Below are 19,880 nucleotides of genomic sequence, written 5' to 3' on the forward strand. Positions count from 1 at the left end.
CCCGAAAGCGACAGAACTCGACCTAATCAATTAGATTATTCTGCTTTAAAAGAGGCATGACATTATGTTCAAAGATAGAACCTATTGCTACTCCTGTCGTTCGGGTGTTAATCCACATAAGCTCTTCGACTTCACTTGATGGCGATAACTCACCTTCATAATCGTTGATAACATACACGTCCATACGTAGTTGCACGCCAGCTCTTCCGGCCGCTTCGGCATGAAATGTTCCAATGTGCTCGAGTGTGTCGGGCACGATCGTAATTGCCAATTCTTCTAACATTTCACGCTTCAGCGCTTGTTCCGGCGATTCGTTCGCCTCGAGTTTACCGCCAGGAGCAATAAAAATATCCTTGCCAAACGACCTCGTTACAAGCAGACGCCTGTCCTTTAAAATTATTCCACCAGCTTTGTGAATGCTATTCATGAGATTCTGCTCGCTTTAAGTTTAATAATCTACAACAAAAGATTCACCCGGCTCAACGTGCAAATCGAGGGTTGACTCTTTAGATTCGCCCTTAATCATCGGCAGCAACACGCGAATCGGCCCCCAGTGCGTTACAATCGCAACCGAACCATATTGTTTCGCACTTATTTGCCCAAGCGCGGCACGAATTCGCTCTTCCATTTGTTGCCAAGATTCGCCATTTGGCGGCACGAATGTATAGCGTTCTTCATTTGTGAGCTTGTCTAATTCAGCCGAAATAAGCGGCCATTCCCAATTATCCCAGTCGCCAAAGCTACGCTCTTCAAGACCAGGCTGAGATACCGATGGGACACTCAGAGCAACAGAAAGGGCCTCTGCCGCGAACACCGCCCGTGACTGCGGAGAGTGAAAAATAGCCTCTACGTTCTCTTGACGGCACACTTCAACAAGCTTTTGTAGCTGCAAGCGCCCCTTAGGACTTGGGGCATCGGGTTCGCCCGCTAAACCCGCCATTTTGTTTGATTCGGCATGTCGGATAATTACTAACTTCATGTCACTATAATAGCGCATTTCTCTAGAGATCAGACGTCAGTATTAACGTCCAGTTCAATGAACTTACCGACCACTGTTCGCCATAAGTCTACAAGCTTTGGGTCGTCAGCGCCATTAATCTCAGCCCATCCTTGACCTTCATACACTTCTAGATTATCAAGTTGTTCAGTACTTATTTTTACATAATAAAAATGTCGCGCTTCCCATTCTTTTGTCAGCTTGCGCCATGCCTTATCTTCGAGGAATAACACGAGTGAGTCTTCATCAAGCATTAGATTCGTCTCCTCTTTTACCAACTCACGCCACGCCGCATATCGTGGATTTTCGCCTTGTTCAACAGTACCGCCGAACGTACTAACTCTCCCTGGGTTATCAATACCAGGCTTATCGTCTCGCTGTTGTCCAATGAGCCTCCCATCTTCCGTAACTACTAATACGCCTGCATAATGATGGTCAATGAGATCGAGATTCTCTTCTTTCATAAACTAACTATACCAAACAAAAAAGACTTCCGAAGAAGTCTTTCTCTATTCATAATATCTTGGCAGGGGCAGCAGGACTCGAACCTACGACACCTGGTTTTGGAGACCAGTGCTCTACCAACTGAGCTATGCCCCTTAATACCTGCTTATTATACCACAGCGCGACCCCAAGAGAACATAAAACACAACAAATAAAATCGGGTAGTCGCGGTATGCTAGGTATATGAATAACGACATCAATCAACCAGCCGCCACGTTCGAAGACGCGTCACGCGCTGTCATGAAGCATATTACAGATCGCCACTGGGACAACAATCCTCCGCGTGGTCTTGCTATTTCGATAGCACTAGAAGCAAATGAGCTGCTGGAACATTTTCAATGGCAAGAAGACTCAATCGGCAACACCGACGAGATTGCCGAAGAGCTAGCCGATGTATTTATCTACGCAATTCAGTTTGCCAACCATTACGACATTGATATTACAAAATCGATTATGAAAAAACTCGACAAATCATCGAAAAAATATCCGGTAGAGCACTTTGCCGAAGCTAGCGCCGATGAGCGCAAAGAAGCCTGGCTAAAAGCCAAAAAGGAATTCAAAAAGGACACGGTACTGTAATGACCCGCGCAGAAATCCGGAATATTATTGAGTCGATTACGCCCCACGACGAGCTAGAGGCGAGTCATATTCGCGATGCGCTGTTGTGGATCGATGGCGACGAGCCGCTTTATCGTATTCAAAAACCCGATGTTCCACCAAAGCACCTTGTTAGTTATTTTGCGATTGTTGATCCTGTAGCGAATAAAATGCTCCTGCAAGATCATCTACTTGCAAAGCTTTGGCTTCCTGCCGGCGGACATGTCGACCCAGATGAAGATCCAGCAGAGACAGTGCGACGTGAATGCCAGGAAGAACTAGGGATCGACGCAGTCTTTCTCAACGAACCGACACCACGGCTCGTTACTGTTACAAAAACGAACGGTCAGGGCGAGCACACCGACGTATCGCTATGGTATGTTTTACAGGCAAGCGAGTCGACGCCGCTAATAATAGAGGAAGATAGATTTGCTGATGTAAAATGGTGGGATATTGATGAGATTCTCGCCACACCCCTTAACCAGTTCGACCCGCATCTTCACCGTTTTATCGAAAAGATCTCCGTCGATCTACAATAGCCCAAAATACAAACAGCAAGATGCTACTGCGACGCAGCGGCATCTTTTTTGTTTTCACGAATCGAGTGAGAAATAGCGAGAGCAATCATACCCATACCCAGAACACCAACCATCGTTTCGGGAATCTCCCAGAATAGCCCAAGTAGTAGCGTACACGCAAGCGCCGCAATAACGTAGTGGGCGGCATGTTCGAGGTACCGATACGTATTAAGCACCTCGCGCCTCACGATAAAGAGCGTCAGCGAGCGCACCCAAAGGGCACCGATACCAAGACCAGCGGCAATAAGAATAACGTCTTTCGTTACCGCAAACGCGCCAATAACGCCATCAAAACTAAAGCTTGCATCGAGTACTTCTAGGTAGATAAACGATGCGAACGCAGCCATGCCAGTTTGCTGCAAAATCTTGCGGCCAGCCTTTTTCTCTGCCTTAGCGTGCTGCATAGTGAACAGTTCTGACGCGCCGTGAATAAGCAGGTACATACCGATACCTATAAGACCCGCGGTTAAGACCTCTTGTGGGTGCTCGTTTGCAGGGTGAAGAACAATCAATAGAAGAAGCATTGTACATACTAAAGCGTGCAGCCACTTGCGGCCAATCGCCTGCATCGGCTTTTCGATTTTAGAGAACCACTGCACCTCACGAGTCACATCGAAGAAGAAGTGAAGCGCGAGCATAAGAAGGAACATGCCGCCGAACGAGGCGATACTTGGGTGGGCGTCGTGAAGCACCTCGGCATAATGATCGGGGTCGTTAAACGCAAGGCCAATCACTTGATCCCATGGAAGACCCGAACTGAACATAACAATTAAAATAGGGAAGACGATTCGCATACCGAACACCGCAATAAAAATACCCACGGTCATGAACATTTTTTGCCAGAACGGACTCATTTTCATAAGCACGCGGGCGTTGATAATCGCGTTATCAAAGCTAAACGTCAGCTCGATAATAACGAGCATAAGGGCAACGAACGCCGCCTGCCACCCCAAGTTGAAGTACACCAGTGAAAGCACTGTGATACTTATGATTCCAGATATGGCAAAAATACGGAACGGTGAGTGTGGGTGAAGAAGACCTGACATATATCCTAAGTATACAACAAAAATCCTCCCAGCTAAGGGAGGATTTTTTGTAAATAGAAATCTATTTAACGGTTGAGCAGCTCAGAGAGTAGGCTGCGGCGACTAGCAAAGTAGTAGTAGCCAGCTGCGACCATTGACCCAAGGCCTAGTGCGCCACCGATAAAGTCGGCAGGACCAGTCTTTGGAAGTTCGGCAGGCGTTGTTTCACAGCGCTTGTCGCCTTTTGGAATACCAGGCTTACACTCTTCACAGCGTGCGTCACCTACAGGGATTCCTGGCTTACATTCTTCTGGAGTTTCACAGCGCTTGTCGCCAACTGGAATACCAGGCTTACACTCTTCTGGTGGAGTAACGGTTACTTTTACTTCACATTTCGGACCAGTAACGGTCTTTTCTTGTCCATCAACCTTTACTTTTACCGACATTTTAATTGTATAGTTGCCAGCGTTTGCGTAGGTGTGAGGAACGTTAGTTGGGTTTGTTACTGTTTCGCTTGATGCGTCACCGTAATCAAATGTATAGTCAACAATTGTCGCACCGTTTTCGGCAGTAGCTTTTCCGGTAAATTCGTACTCGGTACGGCTAATCTTTTTGTAGGTTAGCAGATCACAACTATAGGCAGGTTCCTCTACGACAACCTTTACTTCACACTGTGGTCCGGTAATAGTTTTTGCCGTTCCATGAACCTTTATGTTTACAGACATTTTTACCGTATATGTACCAGCTTTGTCGTAGGTGTGCTTGATCGAGGCACCGGCACCGTTAGTCATTTTGCCATCACCAAAGTCGTAGTTGTAGCTAACGATTGATGCGCCGTCTTTGGCTGTTGCCTTAGACGTAAAGCTGTACTCGTTTCGTGAAATCTTGTCTTTTGTTAGGCTGTCACATTTGTAGACAGGCTTTTTAGCAGTCACAGGGTTACCACAAGAGGTAAGCACTGCTGCTTTAAAATCACCGTTCGCGTCGAAGAAAACATACGCGACGATTGAGTTGCTTGCAAATGAGTTCGCAGGCGCTCGCTCGTAATATTTCTGTCCGTCGATCATTTTGGTCGTACTGCCAGATTTGAAGTGACGACCGATACTGCGAGCGTCGGTTGCGACTGTTTTATCGCCAACGGTCACGCGGCCGTCTTTGTGTACTGCTCCCATTTTGGCAACTGTACCGGCATGAGTCATGTCGTATGCGCTTAAACCGTACGCCTTGTAGATATTATCTAGGTCGCCGGTTTTGTTTGCGTTATAGCGATCAGCCAGCTCGCTGGGTGTAATACCACCACAGTAGATGATCGAGTTACTCTCGCAGTCGCGGGGTAGAGCGGCGTTCGAAGTCGCTCCCATGTACGTGAAAAACAGAATTCCGCTTAATGCAACGGCCAATCCTGTCAATGACATATAAAATTTCTTCACTTGCACTCCTCCGTAGGTCCTCCACAGACCTTTTAGTTTGTGCTTATATTAGCATAGACTTACATAAATGTCAACTTTCTTATCGTTGTCATTTCGTCACTAGCATATATATTTGTTCATAATCTTGCTATACTGTCATATATGAAATCATTGAGTCTCAGCAAACCGCATTTGATTATCATGGTGGGCGTTCCGGGTAGCGGCCGAACTTTTTTTGCTGAAAAATTCGCTGAAACGTTTCGCGCTCCTTATGTTAGCCGCGAAAAGATAGTCTCGTTGACTAAAAACGATACCGATGTCGTCGACTCACTAGCGCAACACCAACTAGATGAATTACTAAAAACTCAACAGCCTATTATTATCGAAGGAATGTCCGACACGCGAGCCGAAAGACTTGAACTGGCACGCAAAGCACGAGCAAACGGTTACGAAGCACTTATCGTATGGGTTCAAACCGATCCTATTACGGCAAAAAACCGATTCATAAAAGATGCCAAGTTGAAAAAGATTAAAGTTTCGGCAGAAGATTACGATAAGGCCGTTAAACGATTCTCACCTCCACTTGCGATTGAAAAGCCTGTGGTTATAAGCGGCAAGCACACCTACGCAACCCAGGCAAAGGTCGTACTCAAAAAATTATCTACTCCGCGTGCACAAATATCCACGCACCCAACACCTCCAGTCCGCGCCGAATCATCGGGCGGTCGACGCAATATTACTATCCGATAGGAGTCCTCTTGGCCACGGTAAGCGATGAAGAATTTGGCACAATCACTTTGCGGCGAAGCGCACGCGCCTCGCACGTTCGTATTCGCGTTGCACCAGATGGTCGCCTGCGAGCATCTCTGCCGTTATACGCCCCAGCTTTCTTGGTAAAAAGGCTCGTTCGCTCATCGCGCGAACAGATTCGGGCAATGCTTGCCGAACAGCACGAGGACATGGTATTTGAAGACGGTATGCAGATCGGCAAAAGCCATTCGCTTATCGTTCGTGCGACATCACGCGATACCGCCGAGGCAAAGCGCCACGGCAGGCAAATAATCGTTCAGTTGCCAGCAGCAACAACCCTTCGAGACCCTAAAGTGGTGCGAATTGTTCGCGACGTTGTTATAGAAGCACTTCGTATCGAAGCAAAGAGTTATCTTCCTAAGCGCCTTGCGTTTCTTGCTGAAAAAAACGACCTTATGTATCAAAAGGTTCGCTTTTCGCATGCTAGCGGCCGATGGGGAAGTTGTAGTAGCAACGGCACTATTAGTCTTAATATCGCCCTTATGAAGCTGCCGTTCGAGCAGATTGACTACGTACTGATACACGAGCTAAGTCATACTGTTCATATGAATCACTCGCAAGAATTTTGGAGTCTTGTTGAATCTGCCGATCCCGACTATAAAATTCACCGGCGTGCGCTAAAAAAAGAGAGCCCCTCTATTTAAAAAGCTAACGCTTCGTTATATACTAAGCGTAGTTATGCGCGAAAAAGGGGTGGTAATCAACGAACGCACAGCGCAAATTATGCGCTTCGCTGGCTTGATGATGCCTATCCTCCTTACTATTTACGGTGTTCTTATCGAAATAGGCATCGCTGACCGCTCACATTACCAGGGTGACATAGTATTATGGTCGATGATGATTCCATGGACAATACTTGCATTTGTGCAGTTTGTTCGCCCTGCCATGTCTTGGCGCGCATCGGGTCTCCGGTTCGCCGTTTATCATGTGCTTGCCGCGTTATATATAATCGTCATCTCTGGTTTTGCAACGCCCTTTGCCGCAACATGGGTGCTTTTACTGCTGGCATCGTACTCATATTTTTCGAAGATAGGTCTTGCGCTTAGTGTCGTTGCACTGCTTTTGACTGTACTCATAGATAGTCTTCTTCACCTCGATAGCGGCACAACACTGCTCACAAACAATGTCGCGGCTGTGTCAGTCCTTATTGTCGGGCTAGTTGCCATTGCGATAAGTAGAGTTCAAGAGGTTGATGGCATGGAGCTAACCCGCAGCAAAGCCCTTGAAACACTGCAGCGAGATCGAATCCTTACAATTGTTAATAATTTGGCCGATGCCGTTCTTAGTACCGACCAAAACGGTATCGTTCGCGTCTATAATGCCGCAAGCCTTAACTTACTCGATACCAACACGAGTTTGAACGGTCATTTTATTGGCGAAATTTTGACGCTTTATGATAAGGACAGTAAGCCTATTAATTTGTTCTCGGAACTTAAAAAATCACGAAGCGTTGTTGTGCGCGACGATATCACCATGACTATCGCAGATGAAACACTCCGTATTGAATTAACGTATTCACCTATTCACAGTAATTATGGCCAAACCAAGCGCGCGCAAATTCAAGACGGGTTTATCCTTATTATGCGCGATATTACCAAGGCAAAAAGCCTTGAAGAAGAGCGTGACGAGTTTATCAGCGTCGTAAGCCACGAACTGCGAACACCAATTACCATTGCCGAGGGAACGATTAGTAATGTTCAGGTTATGATGGAACGTCCAGATATTGCCCAGAATATTCTAAAAGAAGGCATCGCCACTGCCCACGACCAAGTTATATTCCTATCTAAAATGGTCAACGACCTTAGTACGCTTTCTCGGGCCGAGCGGGGAGTTGCCGACGCACCCGAAGAGATCGATGTCCGGAATCTTATCAATGATCTGTATAACGAGTACGCACCTCAGGCTCAGGCAAAGAATCTCCATTTCGATCTCGATCTTAGTACCCACCTAGGGTCAATCGTTGCAAGCCGCCTCTACCTTAAAGAGCTTTTGCAGAACTTCATTACCAACTCCGTTAAATACACGAAAGAAGGTGGTATCACCCTTCATGTTAGCCGCAAAGATGATTCGATAACGTTCGAGGTAAAAGACACCGGTATTGGTATTAGCAAAAGCGACCAAGCGAAAGTCTTTAATAAGTTCTACCGATCTGAAGATTACCGTACCCGCGAAACAGGCGGAACAGGCCTTGGACTATACGTTGCCGCAAAACTATCCCGCAAGCTTGGCACAAGAATCGAACTGCGCAGCCGTCTCAACCATGGTTCGTCATTTAGCTTTACACTACCAGTAGCGCCTAAAAAGCGATAGACAAATTGTTGTATAAGCACTAGACAGCGACAGTCTACTGCTTAATGATAGGGCTTGCAACCGTGGCGCCAACAGTAACTGGACGATCTTTCCACGTAATCGTATGCGTTGCGTATCCCCATATACTAACCACAAATAATACAAGTTCCTGAAGAATAACAGCCGGCCACATAAAGCCACCAAGCCACCACCTCGTTCGCCAAATACGCTGCGTATAGCTAGCATAGAGCCCCATGAATGCAAACGTGAACCAAAGTCCAGCAATCTGCACAATGGTCCAACCATAAAACACACTGCTTAAAACCGTGAATGTTGGTAGGTTTAATGTCGTAAGGGCAAGTAAACCAAGCGCGCCTTGCCACCACGTTCCGCCAGTCATAGGAAAGGCGAGTCGGCGGCTTGTTTCAACCTGCGATGACCATTTTTTCTCGTAGGTAACGCCCAGCTCTGCTGTCGAGAGCAAGCATCGGTATGCCGGGCGAAGCTTGCTGGCAAAGGTAGTTTCTGGCGAAATATTTAGCTTAAAAGGCGAAAAACCACCAAGCCGATCCATAAGTGCTTCTCGCTTTATCATCCAAAACGCACCAGACACAGCGGGCGAGGAAGGCCGAGCAAGTAGCAGTTCCCAAAAATATCGCAGATGTCCAAAAAGAACGCTCACACGCCAAGAATCGTTGCGGGCAGGAATAACAGACACCATCTCGGCGCTCTCGGTCATGGCATATCCCACGATTTCACTGATAGTCGTTGGCTTTATGGCTGTATCGACATCAATAAACATAACGTAGGTTCCGCTTGCTTCACGCGCAAGTGTCTCGAGTGCATAGTTTTTTCCTAGCCAACCTTCTGGCAAAGATTCTCCGGCAATAAAACGAACACCGGCATGCGCAAACGAGCGGATCAAGATCGACGTATCGTCCGATGAGCTGTCGTCGAGCACGATAATCTCGAGCTTTTTATAATCGCTTGCAAGAACGCGCTCGATACACTGTGCCATTGCGTGAGTTTCGTTTCGGGCAGGAATACACACCGTGACGCTAGGCGCCGTAATTGCAGCAGAGTAACGTTTTTTGATTTTGTAACGCCCAAAAGCACGATGCAGTCGAATGGACATCGCTATTAGTAGCGCAGTAAGAACTGTCGAAACAAAAATAACTATAGACATAAACACTATACGAATATAGTACCATGCTTGACGAAACCACGGTAGCAGACTATAGTGGTACTTGACAGTCTGCCTACGAGCAGACTATTTAATTTGGGAGAGCAAACGCTTTGGCAACCAAGGATAAAAAACCAACGACCAAAACAAAGGCAGCCACAACAAAAGTGACTCGTATTAAAGCAACCGATGCTTCTGCGAAACCAGCCAAAAAACCGACGGTCAAGGCAGATCCAACACCCGTTGTCGCAGATAAGCCTGCGCGCCGCAACCCACTGCGTGCAACTGGCGACTACTTCAAGGGCGCGTGGTACGAACTTCGACAAGTACGTTGGCCAAACCGCAAAGCGACATGGAGCCTCACCGGAGCAATGCTTGTATTTACTGCATTCTTCGTTGTTCTCATTTTGCTGCTTGATGCATTGTTTAAATACTTATTTGAATTAATCTTAGGATAAAGGAATTATGTCACAAAACCGATACGACTCAACGCGCCAATGGTACGCCATTCACACTTACAGCGGCTACGAAGAAAAAGTTGCCGATAGTATTCGCCAGCGCATTAATGCCGTCGACATGGCCGACAAGATTTTCGATGTCATGGTGCCAAAAGAAAAGCAGATCGAAATCAAAAACGGCAAACGCAAAGTCGTAGAGAAGAAGATCTTCCAAGGCTATGCTCTTGTTGAAATGAAACTTACCGACGAAACATGGTACATTGTTCGTAACACTCCAGGCGTTACTGGATTTGTTGGTAGCGGCACCGAACCAACTCCTGTTTCCGACAACGAAATCAGCAAGATCAAAAAGCGCATGGGCGTTGATGATCCAAAGCACCAGATCGACTTCAAGGAAGGCGAGGTTGTTTCAATCACCGATGGTCCATTCAAAGGTTTTGATGGCGCGATTTCAGAAATCGACACGCAAAAAGGCAAGATCAAAGTTATGGTCAGCATGTTCGGCCGTGACACTCCTGTAGAGCTCGACGCGCTACAAGTACGAAAAGTTTAGTAGCTTTCTGTAAACAAAAATACGCTCACACGAGCGTATTTTTTTGTGCTTTTGTCATAAATATGCTATATTTTCTTTGTTCAGACACGAGCAAGGGGAGTGGCTATGCGCCGCATCGAAGTAGGCCAGTGGCCTACAACTAACGAAGGCCGTGCTGTTGTCTATCAACGAATCGTCGTTGACCCGACACCGGCAACTGCAGATGAGCTTCTGGAAGAAATCCTGGGAGCACTCGATGGCAAGAGTTTGGTGAGCGTGAAGCTTACCGGATCCAACGTGCTGGTCATCCTCACGGATTTCGGCACAACCCGAGCGTACCTCGAGCGAATGGATCTCCTTCCGGAGTTCGCAGCAATACTGCCCGAGCGCTGAACGAAAACGGGTCTTCTTGCCCGAGCCTCCCCCACGGGGCTCGATGAGCAAGAAGACCCGGCCTGTTCACTTTTTAAACTTTATTACTGTTCGTTAAGCGAATTTCTTTTTTTATTAGGTCGCCGTCTTCGCTAATCTCGTATACCAAGACTTCACCTGTCATAATCTCCACCTCGTGAGATTTGTCGTCTTCAATTTTCTCGAGATGTTTCATGAGTGCACGAAGCGAATTGCCATGCGCAGCTACAATAACATTGCGGCCATCCTTAAGATCGCGAAGGATATGCTCTTCATAAAAAGGCAACACTCGCCCCGAAACGTCTTTTAGCGTTTCACCGCCAGGAACAGGATGATCCCAACTACGGCGCCACTGCATAAACTTTTCTTCGCCATACTCTTCTTTAACCTGCCATTTGTTCTTGCCGGTCAGTTCGCCGTAGTCGCGCTCATTTAGCTCGGCATGCTCGGCTCGTTCTAGGTCGTGGCGATCAAGGTGCTCAACGATTTCGTCGAGCGTGTGTTTAGCCCGCCGCAGCTGCGAGGTGTACGCCTTGTGAAGATTGATGTCTTCTAGTGTTTTGCCCGCACGGCGAGCTTCGGCGCGGCCCTCATCGGTAAGTTCTACATCTGTAAGGCCAGTCCACTGACCGAGGAGGTTCCATTCGGACTGACCATGACGAACAAGTACTAGGTAGGCCATTATTTAACCCCTAGCGCGCTCTGACCAGCGTATACTGCGCCCCCAGCCAACTCTTCTTCAATCCGAAGCAGTTCGTTGTATTTCGCTACGCGGTCAGTTCGACTCATTGATCCGGTTTTTATTTGGCCTGTCGCAAGCCCAACAACAAGGTGAGCAATCGTCGTATCCTCGGTTTCGCCAGAACGATGTGAGATAACCGCCGTCCAACCCGCATCGTGCGCCATTTTTACGGCATCAATCGTTTCGCTTAGCGTTCCGATTTGGTTGAGCTTGATAAGGATTGAGTTCGCTGCTTTTTCGGTAATGCCACGCTTTAAGAAGCTGACGTTTGTCACCAAAAGATCATCGCCTACTACTTGTACCGTATCACCCAGACGTTCGACAAGCTTCGTCCATGCCGCCCAGTCGTCCTCGGCAAGACCGTCTTCGATCGACGCAATAGGGTATTTACCCGCAAGTTCAACCAGCCAGTCGACCATTTCATCGGACGTGAGGCTACGGTTTTCGGTAGCCAGCGTATACTTGCCGTTTTCGTAAAGTTCGCTGGCGGCAACGTCAAGCGCCAACACAACGTCTTCGCCCAACTTGTAGCCAGCCCTATCGACAGCAATGCTAATAAGCTCTAGTGCCTCCGCGTTGCCGTTTTTAACGTGTGGCGCATATCCACCTTCGTCGCCAACAGTCGTGCCGTAGCCCTTTTCTTTTAACACCTTGGCAAGCGCATGAAAGATCTCGGCGCCCATACGAATAGCATCAGAAAATGTCGCCGCGCCAACAGGCATGATCATAAACTCTTGAATGTCGGTAGATCCTGCTGCGTGCTTACCGCCGTTGATGATATTCATCATAGGGACAGGAAGAGAAAGGTTTGGCGACTCGGAAGAGAGGCTTCGGAAGTATTTGTAAAGTGGCGCTTTTTGCGCAGTAGCTGCAGCCTTGGCAACAGCTAATGACACCGCAAGAATTGCATTTGCGCCCAAGTTACCCTTATTCGGCGTGCCATCCAAATCGATAAGCTTTTGGTCGATCATTCGCTGATCTGTCGCGTCAAGTCCTACAAGAGCCTGCGCAATTGTGGTATTAACATTAGTAACAGCTTTCATAACTGCCTTGCCGCCAAAATCTTTGCCGCCATCACGAAGCTCTACGGCCTCGTTACTGCCGGTCGATGCGCCCGATGGCACCGCAGCACGACCCAATGTACCGTCGCTTAAAATAACGTCAGCTTCAACCGTTGGGTTACCGCGAGAGTCGATAATTTGTCGGGCGTGAATTCGTGCAATATCCATATAAGATTCCTCCATTACTTGCATACACCATAGTACACCTACTGTACGTACAGCGAAAGCTAATACGATGTAGTTGATTTAAATTGTATATTATGTTATTATATGTTCAGTTCGTCAACTACCGATGTTGACGACCGAGAGATGGAGCAAGCACCTTGTCTCAGGACGCTGCTATCTACGCCGGTTCCACCGATGAGATCGAGGCCGCTCTCGACGACTCCGCCCTGTTCGCCTTGTTGGCGGCCTGGGCCGGAGGAGACGACGAGTACGAGAAGCAGATGGCTTTCGAGCTGAAGCTGATCATGTTCTTCGGCCCCGAGAACAGCACCGGTCACCGACGCACCAACCCGAAGGCCCGCTCGATGCGTCGCCACGGGAAGAAGTACCAGGTCCGACAGGACCACGGCACGGCCGCCACTCGCAAGGGTGCAAACAAGGTCGGCTGGAAGGCGCGGCGTAAGTCCGAGAGCTACCGCACCAACCGTGACACCCTTCGTTCGGACCCGGGCATGAGTGTCATCGACGCGATGTGCCCCGACTGCTACGGACCGCAGTACACCTCCGAGGTCGGGGACTACGACATCCTGTGCACCCCGGGCTACTGCGGCACTCGCCACGGTACCTGGGTGTAACGCCATCTTTCTTAGGCCCAGTACTCCGCACACCCCGTGCGGAGTACTGGGCCGAGATTGCCCCCTCGAGTACGAGGGATTTTTAGTACCCCAAGAATCCCACCCTTGTAATTTAAGCGTTTTTACGCTACAATCATACCGTTACGCACTCGGTAATACGAGTACAAAAGAAGGAAAATAATTCAATGGCAAAAAAAGTAATCGGTAACCTAAAACTCCGAATCCCAGCTGGCCGCGCAACTGCAGGTCCTCCAGTGGGTTCAACACTTGGTCAGTGGGGCTTGAACATGATGGATTTCATTAACCCGTTCAACGAAGCTACTAAGGGTGACATGGGTAAGGACGTTATCGTTCACATTCAGGTCTTCGAAGACCGAACATTCGCATGGAAATCTCTTGGCCAGCCAGTAGACGACGCTATCCGCGCCGCTATCGGTATCAAAAAGGGAAGCGGCAAGCCGCACAGCGAAAAAGTTGGTAAAATCACTCGCGCACAGCTTGAAGCTATCGCCGAGGAGAAAAAAGACCAGCTAAACGCAATCGACATGGAAGGCCGCGTTAAAACAATCGCCGGTACTGCACGTTCGATGGGCGTTGAAATCGCCGAATAATAGGGCAACTGACAACAAAAAACGCAGGCGTAAAACCTGCGTTTTTTGTTTGCTAGCATTAGCACATTCAAACCGCGTTTGGTATTATAAATACATGCGTGCTTTATGGAGTGGATCAATCAGTTTTGGGCTTGTTAATATTCCTGTTCGTCTTTATAGCGGAGTTAATCCGCACGAGGGTATCGATCTTGATATGCTCCACAAAGACGATCATTCACCAATTCGCTATGCCCGGATTTGCCGAAAAGACGGCGAGGAAGTGCCGTGGAACGACATAGTAAAAGGCTATGAATACCGCGACGGCGATTACGTCGTCCTCACCAAAAAGGACATGGACAGTCTAGACAGCGAAAAAACCGAAACGATAGATATTCAACATTTCGTTGACGAAAACGATATCGATATCCGCTATTTTGAGCATCCTTACTATCTAGAGCCTGTAAAGGGCGGCGATAAGGCCTACGCGCTACTCCACGCAGCGCTCGACCAATCTGGCAAAGTGGCGCTCGCCAAGTTTGTTATTCGCCAGCGTGAACACCTGGGTGTTGTTAAACCCGTTGGCCGCGCACTCGTTCTTAATCAAATGCGATTTCCAACCGATCTTCGTGAAGCAACGGATCTTAAATTTCCACGCGAAGATGCCGTAACAAAAGAAGAAGTAAAAGTTGCCCTGAAGTTTATCTCGCAGGAAACAAAGCGTTTTATTCCCGAAGACTACAAAGATACGTTCACCGAAGAGCTTGAAGATCTTATCGAAGCAAAAACAAAGGGTAAAAAGCCCGCAAAGCATTCGGCAAAACACGCCGAGGGCACCTCGAAAGATCTTATGGCCGCGCTAAAAGCCAGCCTAAAGGAATAGCACATGGGCCTGCGCAAGTACTTTTCCAAGCGCCACTTTAAGAAGACCCCCGAGCCAAAGGGGGAAGTTAAAAAGTCGCACAGCAAAAAACTTGCGTTTGTCGTGCAGGAACACCATGCCTCTCAGCTTCATTATGACTTTCGGCTAGAGTTAGACGGCGTATTAAAAAGCTGGGCGGTACCAAAGGGTCCATCTATGAACCCGCACGACCGACATTTGGCCGTTCAGGTAGAGGATCACCCGTACGAATACCGCAAATTTGAAGGCGTTATCCCCGAGGGTGAATATGGCGGAGGCAACGTTATTATATGGGACGCCGGAACGTACGAACCCTACCACGACGGACCAGACGACGAAGCGACACTCCGCAAAGAACTAAAGGCGGGCCACCTGACATTCTTTTTGCACGGCAAAAAACTAAATGGTGAATTTGCTCTCATAAAAATGCAGGGGGACGATCCAAAAGCATGGCTTCTTATTAAAAAGGGTGACGATTTTGCCACAACCGAAGATATCACAAAAAAAGACGAGTCGGTAAAAAGTGGTAAAAAGGTAGACGACCTTGGCGCGCCAAAACGACCGGTAACAATGGAACTTGCGCAGTACCCGGCAATAAAAACTCCTTGGCGAGTAAAACCAATGCTCTGCACGCTGGTCGACGAACCGTTCGATAAAGACGGCTGGTTGTTTGAAATGAAGTGGGATGGCTACCGTGCGATTGCCAGCAAGCACAACGACGAAATCGAGCTGTATTCGCGCGCTGATAACGACTTCAGCACTCAGTATCCGCCAATAGCCGAAGCGTTACGGCTACTTGAACATGACGTTATTCTCGACGGTGAGATAATCGTTACCGACGCAAGTGGCATACCTCATTTTGAACAGTTGCAAAACTGGCGCAAGAATCCTACAGGTTTTTTGGTCTACTGTGCATTTGACATTCTTTGGTACGATGGCCGTGACGTTCGGGATATGCCGCTTATTGAACGAAAAAAACTGCTCAAATCGATACTGCCGGCGAAATCGATTATCCGCTATAGCGACCATATCGAAGACAAGGGCGTTAAGCTATTTGGCCAGATAAAAGCGCACCACCTAGAGGGGATGGTAGCAAAAAAGGCCGATAGCCCTTACCGCGAAAACAACCGGGGCGCCGCTTGGCTAAAAATCAAGACGCACCTTCGCCAAGAAGTCGTTATTGGCGGTTACACCGAGCCTCGTGGAGGGCGTAAATACCTTGGCTCGCTTTTGGTAGGGCTCTATAAGAACGGTGAGTTTGTTTATGTTGGGCATTCAGGCGGTGGCATTCCGGACGAAGCCCGGAAGCTACTACTACAAAAGCTTAGTAAGCTAGAGCGAAAAACCTCACCGTTTACAACAGAGCCAAAACCAAACGCTCCTGTTCATTGGGTAAAACCAAAAGTAGTGTGCGAAATGAGCTTTAGTGAATGGACAAGCGACGGCCGTATGCGGCAACCAGTATTTGAAGGACTCCGTGAAGATAAAAAACCAGAGGCAGTCCACCACGAAAAAGCGGTGGCCTTAGCGCCGATAAAGGAGAAAGCTATGCCAAAACCCACGCTAGAGTTTACACATCTCGACAAAGTATTTTTTCCAAAGCACAAATACACCAAAGGCGACATGATCGACTATTACAAGGCAGTGGCGCCCTATATCCTCCCGTACCTCAAAGACAGGCCGCTTTCGCTGCTGCGTCAGCCAAACGGGATTAAAGACGAAGGATTCTTTCAAAAAAACATGGAACATTTGCCCGATTGGGTGCCAAGTGCAGATATTTTTTCGGGGTCAAACAACAAAAACTTGCATTGGATGGTAGGCGGCAAACTTGAGACGCTGCTTTACGCCGTGCAACTAGGATCAATAGAAATAAACCCATGGAACTCGCGTATTCAGCATCTCGATAAGCCAGACTGGCTTGTTATCGACCTCGACCCAGAAGGTGTCACATTTAAGGACGTCGTTACGGTTGCGCTTGAAACCAAAAAAGTATGCGACGAATGGGGCGTTGCCTGCTACGCCAAAACTTCTGGAAAAACCGGCATTCACATCTTTATCCCACTCGCCGCGAAATACACTCACGAACAAGCAAAAAACTTTGCGCATTTACTGGCGCTCGAAATCAACAAACGGCAGCCAAAGCTCACCAGTGTAGAGCGTCTGCCAAAAAAGCGCCGACACAAAATCTACCTCGACTTTTTGCAAAACCGAGAAGGGCAAACGCTTGCCGCACCATATTCTATCCGGCCGACCCCCGACGCCAGCGTATCTACGCCGCTTGACTGGAGCGAGGTAACGCCAAAACTAAAACCAACGGACTTTACGATAAAAAACATGCCCGCCCGCCTAAAAAAGGTAGGGGATTTATGGGCGCCTGTCATGGAAAAAGGTGTTGATATATCCAAAATACTTACCAAGCTAGAGAAAAATAACAAATGATCCACAAACGCGCTAATCAATTCCGAGGTTTTACGATCGTCGAACTTTTGATCGTCGTCGTTGTTATTGCCATACTCGCCGCGCTTGTTCTCGTTACCTATAACAGCATGCAGGCAAGAGCTAGCTTTTCGCGCTCACAGTCGGATCTTAAATCAATCACAAAAGCCCTTAGCCTGTATCATGTCGATAACGGCTCGTATCCCTCGACAGTAGGCCAACCAGGCTGCACTAACGGATGGTGCGGATGGGATCAAGTGACGGGCAATAGCTTTATTCCCGGGCTTTCACCACAATATGCCGCAACTTTGCCTCAAATGCCGACAGAACTCGCTGCAAATGATACGTACCTCTACCAATCTAATGGAACCGACTACCAGCTTATCCGGTTTAGAGCCGCCGGCCTCCCGACAATCGAAACACAGAATAATCCACTTCTCGCCACAACCGAAGGATATAATGGCTTGGCATGGGGATACAAAACAAACTCTGGTGGCTGGTGGTAGACTAAAGCTATGGCACATATTCACACACTTCCCGGTCAGCACGACCACACAGCAAGCATGTACTTGTTTAGGACAGATTTCGACGAACCTAAAATCATGCTCCATCTTCATAAAAAACTTGGCAAATACATGCAGTTTGGCGGTCATATCGAGCTAAACGAAACACCCTGGCAAGCCGTTGCACATGAACTTCGCGAGGAATCGGGCTACGACATAACCCAGGTTCAACTGCTTCAGCCCCAACTGCGCCTTGAGTTCCTTACCGATTCAGCCGTCCACCCAACGCCCGCAATTCATAGCACCCACCTTGTCGCAAACGACCATTACCATACCGACAGCGCTTACGTTATCACCACAAACCAAGAACCTGCCGGTATACCAGGCGAAGGCGAGTCGAGTGATATTCAGCTTTTTACCCGCAGCGAGATCGCCGCACTGCCTCAAGAGCAAATCCTCGAAAACGTCCGGGAGGGAATTTTTTACATGTTCGACACGATCCTGCCGAATTGGGAAACTGTGACACCAAACACGTTTAAATAAGTTGTAAAAACTGCTTATGCCATTGACGCCTCAGCTGATAGGCGCGCTATACTATAGAAGGTCATGTGAGTACTGGTGGAGAACCTTTTTACGTACAGACCTATATACAATTTCAGTTTGCATACACACTGGCAGTTGCTAAGCGTCCCTGCAAAACTACATATTCAACTACTTTCTTCAGGTGTTACAGCAAATTGGCCGGGCGGTGCCGTATTTGTCTCCTTGAAAGTTTACTCATAATTCCGCAGCTGACGCGCCTTTCTTGTTGTCAGTTTTTTATTTACAAAAAACTATCTATCTACGGAGTAAAGAATATGAAAAACATCACTACTATCAACAGTCCAGTCGACGTTACTGCAATGGGTTTTGCGCCAGATCTGCGCGCCTACCCACGCCGAATCGAATTCGGTGGCGCATCGTACGATTTCATAGGAGAAGGCCTGCACGCTGCCATCCAAAACGGCAAGCAAATTGTGCAACTTCTTACTATGAGCGACGGTGCTCGCAGGTTTCACCTACGGAGCGACAACCACGGCGGAAGCTGGACGCTGCTGAGTATCAGCAGGTGAGTAGCAAAAAGGAGCCCAAACTGGCTCCTTTTTTTAATGCGTATCGCTCGCGCATGGCACGCGGCGAACTTAATCGCCAGCGTGCCATGCGCCGTCGGCGTAGTGTTCACTCCTCTAGAGTGTCGTTCCTGCGGTGCAGAATGACCTCCCCGACGCTCAGGCCGGTAGTGATCTTGTGTCGAAGCGCACGCGCCATCCGCCTGCCGCCGTTGCCGTAGCAGATCCAGAGGATGTCGAGCATGTCGTTCAGCCCGACTTCCGTCTCGGCGATCTCGTGCACGTCGCCGTTGAGTAACTCGATGCGGTGACCCCGAGGCCTCCGCCGCGTCACTTTGACCGTGAAGGTCTGCCCGTAGGCTCTCATGCGTTGTAAGAACGCAATGAGATCGTACGGATTAAGCACAGCCATGCCATTCCTCCGTTTCGCCAGAACTACGCAAACAGAACGATGATATCATTTTTTATGACAAAACTGTAGAGCCATTTTAGGGTCTACACCGGCGACGCAGAGCAGATCACCTGCCCATACGCCGCCGGCTTCGCGTCAGTCCAACTGGGAAATTCGAAGCGTGCCGTTCTGGCATGTCAGGCGAGCGAACTCGCCGACATCAGAAACAGTTTCGATGTGCCGGTAGACATGCGAGGGAATTCCATCGCCCGATGCCGTGTGCAGCGCCAGCCACACTGTCCCCAGAACATTCCGTACGTCGATCGCATCGGTCACGTAGAACGTATTGCTGGCGGGACGCCCCTGTGTGTTCAGCAGGCGAACACTGTGGGCAGCGCCCCATTTCGGGGCGGGCATGCCGATCTCGACATGGAACATTGGCACACCACGAGCGAAGCTCCGCAACGCCTCGGCGAGCTCGTCGAGAGTAATAGGCTCTTGGCCACGCATAACAACACCTCCACATAGGTAACTGACTTATAAATAGTGCATGCGCA

General features: G+C 48.5%; 25 protein-coding genes and 1 tRNA gene. 15 read left to right on the forward strand and 11 right to left on the reverse strand.

What is annotated here, in order from left to right; translation table 11 throughout:
* Positions 1-22: 22 nt before the first annotated feature.
* The 4 genes from HZB75_02895 to HZB75_02910 form a co-directional block, all read right to left on the reverse strand.
* Positions 23-427 (reverse strand): NUDIX domain-containing protein, encoded by a 405-nt coding sequence (locus HZB75_02895; protein QQG50461.1) that lies wholly within the window; start codon positions 425-427, stop codon positions 23-25.
* A gap of 21 nt (positions 428-448) precedes the next feature.
* Positions 449-979, reverse strand: a complete 531-nt coding sequence (locus HZB75_02900; GenBank protein QQG50462.1) for a histidine phosphatase family protein — start codon at positions 977-979, stop codon at positions 449-451.
* 29 nt (positions 980-1,008) lie between these two features.
* Positions 1,009-1,461: an NUDIX domain-containing protein gene (locus tag HZB75_02905; GenBank protein ID QQG50463.1), complete on the reverse strand. Its 453-nt coding sequence runs from the start codon at positions 1,459-1,461 to the stop codon at positions 1,009-1,011.
* Between the two features lie 60 nt (positions 1,462-1,521).
* A tRNA-Trp gene (locus tag HZB75_02910) sits at positions 1,522-1,597 on the reverse strand.
* Positions 1,598-1,741: 144 nt separating this feature from the next.
* On the opposite strand from HZB75_02910, the gene HZB75_02915 reads away from it, so the two are divergent.
* Both HZB75_02915 and HZB75_02920 read left to right on the forward strand, forming a co-directional pair.
* Entirely contained in the window at positions 1,742-2,080 is a 339-nt protein-coding gene (locus HZB75_02915; GenBank protein ID QQG51359.1) for a nucleotide pyrophosphohydrolase, read from the forward strand.
* Positions 2,080-2,637 (forward strand): NUDIX domain-containing protein, encoded by a 558-nt coding sequence (locus HZB75_02920; GenBank protein QQG50464.1) that lies wholly within the window; start codon positions 2,080-2,082, stop codon positions 2,635-2,637. Before HZB75_02915 ends, HZB75_02920 begins: the two co-directional genes overlap by 1 nt.
* Before the next feature lie 23 nt (positions 2,638-2,660).
* On the opposite strand, the gene HZB75_02925 is transcribed toward HZB75_02920, so the two are convergent.
* Positions 2,661-3,722: a DUF475 domain-containing protein gene (locus HZB75_02925; protein QQG50465.1), complete on the reverse strand. Its 1,062-nt coding sequence runs from the start codon at positions 3,720-3,722 to the stop codon at positions 2,661-2,663.
* Positions 3,723-3,787: 65 nt separating this feature from the next.
* Entirely contained in the window at positions 3,788-5,131 is a 1,344-nt protein-coding gene (locus HZB75_02930; protein QQG50466.1) for a PKD domain-containing protein, read from the reverse strand.
* A gap of 141 nt (positions 5,132-5,272) precedes the next feature.
* Here HZB75_02930 and HZB75_02935 point away from each other — a divergent pair, with 141 nt between their 5' ends.
* The 3 genes from HZB75_02935 to HZB75_02945 are packed head-to-tail and all read left to right on the forward strand — an operon-like array spanning position 5,273 to position 8,230.
* Positions 5,273-5,860, forward strand: coding sequence for an AAA family ATPase (locus tag HZB75_02935; GenBank protein QQG50467.1), 588 nt, complete (start codon positions 5,273-5,275; stop codon positions 5,858-5,860).
* An 8-nt stretch (positions 5,861-5,868) separates the two neighbouring features.
* Positions 5,869-6,564 carry a M48 family metallopeptidase gene (locus HZB75_02940; GenBank protein ID QQG50468.1) on the forward strand — a complete coding sequence of 232 codons (696 nt, stop codon included), beginning with the start codon at positions 5,869-5,871 and terminating at the stop codon, positions 6,562-6,564.
* A 34-nt stretch (positions 6,565-6,598) separates the two neighbouring features.
* A complete protein-coding gene (locus HZB75_02945; protein QQG50469.1) occupies positions 6,599-8,230 on the forward strand; it encodes a hypothetical protein in 1,632 nt (543 codons plus the stop codon).
* Positions 8,231-8,264: 34 nt separating this feature from the next.
* On the opposite strand, the gene HZB75_02950 is transcribed toward HZB75_02945, so the two are convergent.
* Positions 8,265-9,395 (reverse strand): glycosyltransferase family 2 protein, encoded by a 1,131-nt coding sequence (locus tag HZB75_02950; protein QQG50470.1) that lies wholly within the window; start codon positions 9,393-9,395, stop codon positions 8,265-8,267.
* A 110-nt stretch (positions 9,396-9,505) separates the two neighbouring features.
* Here HZB75_02950 and secE point away from each other — a divergent pair, with 110 nt between their 5' ends.
* From secE to HZB75_02965, 3 genes are all read left to right on the forward strand, one after another.
* Positions 9,506-9,850 (forward strand): preprotein translocase subunit SecE, encoded by a 345-nt coding sequence (gene secE / locus HZB75_02955; GenBank protein ID QQG50471.1) that lies wholly within the window; start codon positions 9,506-9,508, stop codon positions 9,848-9,850.
* A gap of 7 nt (positions 9,851-9,857) precedes the next feature.
* Complete coding sequence (gene nusG / locus HZB75_02960; GenBank protein QQG50472.1) at positions 9,858-10,403, forward strand: transcription termination/antitermination protein NusG; 546 nt, start codon at positions 9,858-9,860, stop codon at positions 10,401-10,403.
* Between the two features lie 105 nt (positions 10,404-10,508).
* A complete protein-coding gene (locus tag HZB75_02965) occupies positions 10,509-10,775 on the forward strand; it encodes a hypothetical protein (protein QQG50473.1) in 267 nt (88 codons plus the stop codon).
* A gap of 73 nt (positions 10,776-10,848) precedes the next feature.
* Here the strand turns inward: HZB75_02965 and HZB75_02970 are convergent, their stop codons facing one another.
* Together HZB75_02970 and eno are read right to left on the reverse strand one after the other, a co-directional pair.
* Positions 10,849-11,478, reverse strand: coding sequence for a 2,3-diphosphoglycerate-dependent phosphoglycerate mutase (locus HZB75_02970; protein QQG51360.1), 630 nt, complete (start codon positions 11,476-11,478; stop codon positions 10,849-10,851).
* Positions 11,475-12,764, reverse strand: coding sequence for a phosphopyruvate hydratase (gene eno / locus HZB75_02975; protein ID QQG50474.1), 1,290 nt, complete (start codon positions 12,762-12,764; stop codon positions 11,475-11,477). Before eno ends, HZB75_02970 begins: the two co-directional genes overlap by 4 nt.
* Before the next feature lie 155 nt (positions 12,765-12,919).
* On the opposite strand from eno, the gene HZB75_02980 reads away from it, so the two are divergent.
* The 7 genes from HZB75_02980 (at position 12,920) to HZB75_03010 (ending at position 18,935) form a co-directional block, all read left to right on the forward strand.
* The gene (locus HZB75_02980; protein ID QQG50475.1) at positions 12,920-13,396 is read left to right on the forward strand and encodes a hypothetical protein; all 477 of its coding nucleotides are present in this window, start codon (positions 12,920-12,922) and stop codon (positions 13,394-13,396) included.
* A 185-nt stretch (positions 13,397-13,581) separates the two neighbouring features.
* On the forward strand, positions 13,582-14,007 hold the full coding sequence (locus HZB75_02985) for a 50S ribosomal protein L11 (protein ID QQG50476.1): 426 nt from the start codon (positions 13,582-13,584) through the stop codon (positions 14,005-14,007).
* Between the two features lie 94 nt (positions 14,008-14,101).
* On the forward strand, positions 14,102-14,866 hold the full coding sequence (locus tag HZB75_02990; protein ID QQG50477.1) for a Ku protein: 765 nt from the start codon (positions 14,102-14,104) through the stop codon (positions 14,864-14,866).
* A gap of 3 nt (positions 14,867-14,869) precedes the next feature.
* A complete protein-coding gene (ligD, locus tag HZB75_02995) occupies positions 14,870-17,323 on the forward strand; it encodes a DNA ligase D (GenBank protein QQG50478.1) in 2,454 nt (817 codons plus the stop codon).
* Positions 17,320-17,826 (forward strand): prepilin-type N-terminal cleavage/methylation domain-containing protein, encoded by a 507-nt coding sequence (locus HZB75_03000; protein ID QQG50479.1) that lies wholly within the window; start codon positions 17,320-17,322, stop codon positions 17,824-17,826. Before ligD ends, HZB75_03000 begins: the two co-directional genes overlap by 4 nt.
* A 9-nt stretch (positions 17,827-17,835) precedes the next feature.
* Positions 17,836-18,366, forward strand: coding sequence for an NUDIX domain-containing protein (locus tag HZB75_03005; GenBank protein ID QQG50480.1), 531 nt, complete (start codon positions 17,836-17,838; stop codon positions 18,364-18,366).
* Between the two features lie 314 nt (positions 18,367-18,680).
* A complete protein-coding gene (locus HZB75_03010) occupies positions 18,681-18,935 on the forward strand; it encodes a hypothetical protein (GenBank protein ID QQG50481.1) in 255 nt (84 codons plus the stop codon).
* Between the two features lie 106 nt (positions 18,936-19,041).
* Here the strand turns inward: HZB75_03010 and HZB75_03015 are convergent, their stop codons facing one another.
* Together HZB75_03015 and HZB75_03020 are read right to left on the reverse strand one after the other, a co-directional pair.
* Positions 19,042-19,344 carry a hypothetical protein gene (locus HZB75_03015; protein ID QQG50482.1) on the reverse strand — a complete coding sequence of 101 codons (303 nt, stop codon included), beginning with the start codon at positions 19,342-19,344 and terminating at the stop codon, positions 19,042-19,044.
* 135 nt (positions 19,345-19,479) lie between these two features.
* Entirely contained in the window at positions 19,480-19,833 is a 354-nt protein-coding gene (locus HZB75_03020) for a hypothetical protein (protein QQG50483.1), read from the reverse strand.
* Positions 19,834-19,880 lie beyond the last annotated feature (47 nt).

Source organism: Candidatus Saccharibacteria bacterium (genome assembly GCA_016432585.1).
Taxonomy (GTDB): Bacteria; Patescibacteriota; Saccharimonadia; order Saccharimonadales; family Saccharimonadaceae.

Excerpts from the sequence above, each read along its gene's own strand:
- HZB75_02895 (QQG50461.1), bottom strand. The coding sequence starts at position 427 with ATGAATAGCATTCACAAAGCTGGTGGAATAATTTTAAAGGACAGGCGT.
- HZB75_02900 (QQG50462.1), bottom strand. The coding sequence starts at position 979 with ATGAAGTTAGTAATTATCCGACATGCCGAATCAAACAAAATGGCGGGT.
- HZB75_02905 (QQG50463.1), bottom strand. The coding sequence starts at position 1,461 with ATGAAAGAAGAGAATCTCGATCTCATTGACCATCATTATGCAGGCGTA.
- HZB75_02915 (QQG51359.1), top strand. The coding sequence starts at position 1,742 with ATGAAGCATATTACAGATCGCCACTGGGACAACAATCCTCCGCGTGGT.
- HZB75_02920 (QQG50464.1), top strand. The coding sequence starts at position 2,080 with ATGACCCGCGCAGAAATCCGGAATATTATTGAGTCGATTACGCCCCAC.
- HZB75_02925 (QQG50465.1), bottom strand. The coding sequence starts at position 3,722 with ATGTCAGGTCTTCTTCACCCACACTCACCGTTCCGTATTTTTGCCATA.
- HZB75_02935 (QQG50467.1), top strand. The coding sequence starts at position 5,273 with ATGAAATCATTGAGTCTCAGCAAACCGCATTTGATTATCATGGTGGGC.
- HZB75_02945 (QQG50469.1), top strand. The coding sequence starts at position 6,599 with ATGCGCGAAAAAGGGGTGGTAATCAACGAACGCACAGCGCAAATTATG.
- HZB75_02950 (QQG50470.1), bottom strand. The coding sequence starts at position 9,395 with ATGTCTATAGTTATTTTTGTTTCGACAGTTCTTACTGCGCTACTAATA.
- nusG (QQG50472.1), top strand. The coding sequence starts at position 9,858 with ATGTCACAAAACCGATACGACTCAACGCGCCAATGGTACGCCATTCAC.
- HZB75_02965 (QQG50473.1), top strand. The coding sequence starts at position 10,509 with ATGCGCCGCATCGAAGTAGGCCAGTGGCCTACAACTAACGAAGGCCGT.
- eno (QQG50474.1), bottom strand. The coding sequence starts at position 12,764 with ATGGATATTGCACGAATTCACGCCCGACAAATTATCGACTCTCGCGGT.
- HZB75_02985 (QQG50476.1), top strand. The coding sequence starts at position 13,582 with ATGGCAAAAAAAGTAATCGGTAACCTAAAACTCCGAATCCCAGCTGGC.
- HZB75_02990 (QQG50477.1), top strand. The coding sequence starts at position 14,102 with ATGCGTGCTTTATGGAGTGGATCAATCAGTTTTGGGCTTGTTAATATT.
- ligD (QQG50478.1), top strand. The coding sequence starts at position 14,870 with ATGGGCCTGCGCAAGTACTTTTCCAAGCGCCACTTTAAGAAGACCCCC.
- HZB75_03000 (QQG50479.1), top strand. The coding sequence starts at position 17,320 with ATGATCCACAAACGCGCTAATCAATTCCGAGGTTTTACGATCGTCGAA.
- HZB75_03005 (QQG50480.1), top strand. The coding sequence starts at position 17,836 with ATGGCACATATTCACACACTTCCCGGTCAGCACGACCACACAGCAAGC.
- HZB75_03010 (QQG50481.1), top strand. The coding sequence starts at position 18,681 with ATGAAAAACATCACTACTATCAACAGTCCAGTCGACGTTACTGCAATG.
- HZB75_03015 (QQG50482.1), bottom strand. The coding sequence starts at position 19,344 with ATGGCTGTGCTTAATCCGTACGATCTCATTGCGTTCTTACAACGCATG.
- HZB75_03020 (QQG50483.1), bottom strand. The coding sequence starts at position 19,833 with ATGCGTGGCCAAGAGCCTATTACTCTCGACGAGCTCGCCGAGGCGTTG.